This window comes from Methylobacterium sp. B1 (assembly GCF_000333255.1).
In the GTDB taxonomy this organism is placed as follows: domain Bacteria; phylum Pseudomonadota; class Alphaproteobacteria; order Rhizobiales; family Beijerinckiaceae; genus Methylobacterium; species Methylobacterium fujisawaense.
The window spans coordinates 1-4,148 of record NZ_BACT01001047.1 but is presented as its reverse complement, the minus strand read 5'-3'; the positions used below and the strand labels follow the sequence as shown (position 1 = coordinate 4,148).

General features: G+C 72.5%; 3 protein-coding genes and 1 pseudogene. All 4 read left to right on the top strand.

Going from position 1 to position 4,148, the window contains the following annotated elements; all coding sequences use genetic code 11:
- The coding region (locus I53_RS29205; protein WP_043357690.1) for a LysR substrate-binding domain-containing protein at nucleotides 1-713 on the top strand (713 nt) is incomplete at its 5' end.
- Nucleotides 714-847: 134 nt separating this feature from the next.
- Complete coding sequence (locus I53_RS29200; RefSeq protein ID WP_043357688.1) at nucleotides 848-1,612, top strand: HpcH/HpaI aldolase/citrate lyase family protein; 765 nt, start codon at nucleotides 848-850, stop codon at nucleotides 1,610-1,612.
- A 24-nt stretch (nucleotides 1,613-1,636) separates the two neighbouring features.
- The gene (locus I53_RS29195) at nucleotides 1,637-2,524 is read left to right on the top strand and encodes a 2-hydroxy-3-oxopropionate reductase (protein ID WP_043357687.1); all 888 of its coding nucleotides are present in this window, start codon (nucleotides 1,637-1,639) and stop codon (nucleotides 2,522-2,524) included.
- A gap of 44 nt (nucleotides 2,525-2,568) precedes the next feature.
- A pseudogene (gene garD / locus I53_RS29190) lies at nucleotides 2,569-4,136 on the top strand (galactarate dehydratase).
- The last annotated feature ends 12 nt before the right edge of the window (nucleotides 4,137-4,148 follow it).

The following is a 4,148-nucleotide window of genomic DNA, read 5'->3' as shown; positions in this document are numbered from 1 at the left end:
GCCGCCGGCCGCGCTTCCTGCCCGAGGCGCAGCGCATCCTGCGGCTGGCCGAGACCGCGACCCACGTCACCCGGCAGGTGGCGGCGGGGCGCGCGGGCGTCCTCAAGTTCGGCTTCACGGCGGCCTCGGCCTACGACTTCCTGCCGCGCCTCGTCACCGCGTTGCGGCGGGCGCTGCCGGACGTGACGCTCGCGTTGCGCGAGATGGTCAGCAAGGATCAGATCGAGGAACTCCTCGCCGGCCGGATCGACGCCGCGCTGGTGCGGCCGCCGGTGACGCATCCGGACCTGATCGCCGTCCGGGCGCTGGCCGAGCCCCTCGTGGTGGCCCTGCCGGCCGGGAACCCCCTGGCCCTGCGCGACGGGCTCACCCCCGCCGATCTCGGGCGCGAGCCGCTCATCGGCTACGCGCCCAACGAGGCGCGCTACTTCCACGACCTCGTTCTCGGCCTGCTCGCCGAGGCCGAGATCCAGCCCCCGATGGTCCAGCAGCTGACGCAGATCCACTCGATCCTGGCCCTCGTCCGGGCGGCGCTCGGCATCGCCCTGGTGCCGGCCGCCGCCGAGCGCCTGCGCTTCGAGGGCGTGGTGTTCCGGCCGCTCGCCCTGCCCGCCCCGCGCCCGGTGGAACTCCTCCTCGCGTGGCGGCGCGATGCGGACGCTCCGCTCATCGCCCGGCTGGTCTCGATCCTGGCCGAGATGCCCCCACCCTGACGGGGCCTCCGATTGATGCATGTTCGGCATCGATCGATCCAGTGTTTGGCTTTGACCTCGCACCGGAAGGCTGCGCGTGATGGGGCGGACGGCGCGCAGACGCCGCGACGCGTGCGCGCCCAGGGAGGATCGTGATGGACAGCCTCACCAACCGCTTCAAGGCGGCCCTCGCCGAGGGGCGCCAGCAGATCGGCCTGTGGTGCAGCCTTGCGAGCCCGATCTCCACCGAGGTGGTCGCCGGGGCCGGGTTCGACTGGCTGCTCCTCGACATGGAGCACTCGGCCAACGACCTCCGGGACATCTACGCCCAGCTCCAGGCCATGATGGAGGGCGACACGCACCCGATGGTGCGGGTGCCGAGCGACGACCCGATCACCATCAAGCGCATCCTCGATGCCGGCGCGCAGTCGCTTATGATCCCCAACATCGACGATGCCGAGCAGGCCGCCCGGGTGGTCGCGGCGACGCGCTACGCGCCCCGCGGCATCCGCGGCTTCTCGCAGGCGCCCCGCGCCGCCCGGTTCGGCCGGATCAAGGACTACCACACCCGCTGCGAGGCCGAGATCTTCGTGGCGGTGCAGGTCGAGTCCCGCCGCGCCCTCGACAATCTGGACGCGATCGCCGCCGTCGAGGGCGTGGACGGCGTGTTCATCGGGCCCGGCGACCTCTCCACCAGCCTCGGCCATGTCGGCCAGCAGGGCCACCCGGAGGTGGTCGCCACCATCGAGGCGGCGGTCGCGCGGATCGTCCGGGCCGGCAAGCATGCCGGCATCCTCACACCGAGCGAGGAGCTGGCCCGCCGCTACATCGCCGCCGGCACCCGCTTCACCGCGGTGGGCTCCGACATGGGGCTGCTCGCCCGCGGCTCCGAGGCGCTGGCCGCCCGCTTCCGCGCCTGAACACCGCAACCGGGATCGACACGCATGAACATCGGATTCATCGGCCTCGGCATCATGGGCGCGCCCATGGCCGGACACCTGATCGCGGCGGGCCACAGCCTGTTCCTCAAGACCCGGCGCAGCGTGCCCGAAGCGCTGCTTGCCGCGGGCGGCACCGCCTGCGCCACGGCGGCCGCGGTGGCCGAGCGCGCCGACACGATCATCCTGATGCTGCCCGACACCCCGGACGTGGAGCAGGTCCTGTTCGGCGCCGACGGCGTGGCCGAAGGCCTGTCCCCCGGCAAGACCGTGATCGACATGAGCTCGATCGCGCCGCTGGCCACCAAGGATTTCGCCGCCCGGATCGCCGAGCGGGGCGGCGCCTATCTCGACGCGCCGGTCTCCGGCGGCGAGGTCGGGGCCAAGAACGCCGCGCTCTCGATCATGGTCGGCGGCGAGCCGGAGGCTTTTGAGCGCGCCAGGCCGCTCTTCGAGGCGATGGGCAAGACCGTGACCCATGTCGGCCCGGTCGGCGCGGGCCAGGTCGCCAAGGTGGCCAACCAGATCATCGTCGCCCTGACCATCGAGGCGGTGGCCGAGGGGCTGCTCTTCGCCTCGAAGGCCGGCGCCGACCCCGCCAAGGTGCGGCAGGCGATCACCGGCGGGCTGGCCACCTCGCGCATCTTGGAGCTGCACGGCGCGCGGATGATCGAGCGGACCTTCGATCCCGGCTTCCGCATCGGCCTGCACCAGAAGGACCTCAACCTCGCCCTTGAAGGGGCTCGGACGCTGGGCCTCAGCCTGCCCGCCACGGCTTTGGCCCAGCAGCTGTTCTCGGCCTGCGTGGCGCAGGGCGGCGCGGCCTGGGACCATTCGGCGATGGTGAAGGCGCTCGAGGCCCTCGCGAACCACGCCGTCGGCGACGCCGCCTGATCACGCCAGAAGCCCGGACGGGCGCGTCACGGAAGGAGTCTCCGATGCAGGCCGAGATCGAAGCCCCGACCCGCCCGCCCGCCGCCGGCGACGTGCCGCGCACGATCCGCCTGAGCCCCGACGACAACGTCGCCATCGTGGTCAACGCCTTCGGGCTGCCGGCCGGCACGGTCTTCCCGGACGGGCTGGAGCTCGTCGAGTTCGTGCCGCAGGGCCACAAGGTCGCCCTCACCGACATCCCGGAGGGCGGGGCGGTCCGCCGCTACGGCGAGGTGGTGGGTCTCGCCACGCAGGCGATCCCGCGGGGCGCCTGGGTCGAGGAATCCCGCGTCGCGACGCCGGTCGCCCCCGCCCTCGACGCCCTGGAGATGGCCACCCGCGTGCCGGCCCCCCTGCCCCCGCTCGAGGGCTACACCTTCGAGGGCTACCGCAACCCGGACGGGTCGGTGGGCACCAAGAACATCCTGGCGATCTCGATCAGCGTGCAATGCGTCGCCGGCACCCTCGACGTGGCGATCCGGCGGATCAAGCAGGAGCTGCTGCCGCGCTACCCCAACGTCGACGACGTGGTCGGCCTGACCCACGCCTATGGCTGCGGCGTCGCCATCAACGCCCCCGAGGCGGTGGTGCCGATCCGGACGCTCCAGAGCCTCGCGCAGAACCCGAATTTCGGCGGCGCGGTCATGGTCGTCGGCCTCGGCTGCGAGAAGCTCGTCTCGGAGCGCCTCCTGCCCGACAACGGCGCCGCCGGCGACGGGGTGGTGCGGCTGCAGGACGAGCGCCATCACGGCTTCTCGGCCATGATCGACAGCATCCTGGCGATGGCCGAGGCGCGCCTCGCGGAGCTGAACCGCCGGACCCGCGAGACCTGCCCGGCCTCGGACCTCGTGGTCGGCCTGCAATGCGGCGGCAGCGACGCCTTCTCGGGGGTGACCGCCAACCCGGCGCTCGGCTTCGCCGCCGACTTGCTGGTGCGCTGCGGCGCCACCGTGATGTTCTCGGAGGTGACCGAGGTGCGCGACGCGATCCACCTCCTGACCCCGCGCGCCAAGACGCCGGAGGTCGCCGAGGCGCTGATCCGCGAGATGGCGTGGTACGACGCCTATCTCGCCAAGGGCGAGGCCGACCGGCGGGCCAACCCGTCGCCGGGCAACAAGAAGGGCGGCCTCAACAACATCGTCGAGAAGGCTTTGGGCTCGGTCGCCAAATCGGGCACGAGCGCGATCTCCGGGGTCCTGGCGCCGGGGGAGCGCGTCCGCGAGAAGGGCCTGATCTTCGCCGCGACCCCGGCGAGCGACTTCGTCTGCGGCACGCTGCAGCTCGCCTCGGGGATGACCGTCCAGGTCTTCTCCACCGGGCGCGGCACGCCCTACGGGCTCAGCCAGGCCCCGGTGATCAAGGTCGCGACCCGGACGGAACTCGCCGAGCGCTGGTCCGATCTGATCGACCTGGATGCCGGCCGCATCGCCACCGGCGCGGCCACGATCGAGGAGGTCGGCTGGGAGCTGTTCCACCTGATCCTCGACGTGGCGAGCGGGCGCAAGCGCCCCTGGTCCGACCGGTGGGGGCTGTTCAACGATCTGACCCTGTTCACCCGGCGCCGATCACCTGAGGCGGCCGGGGG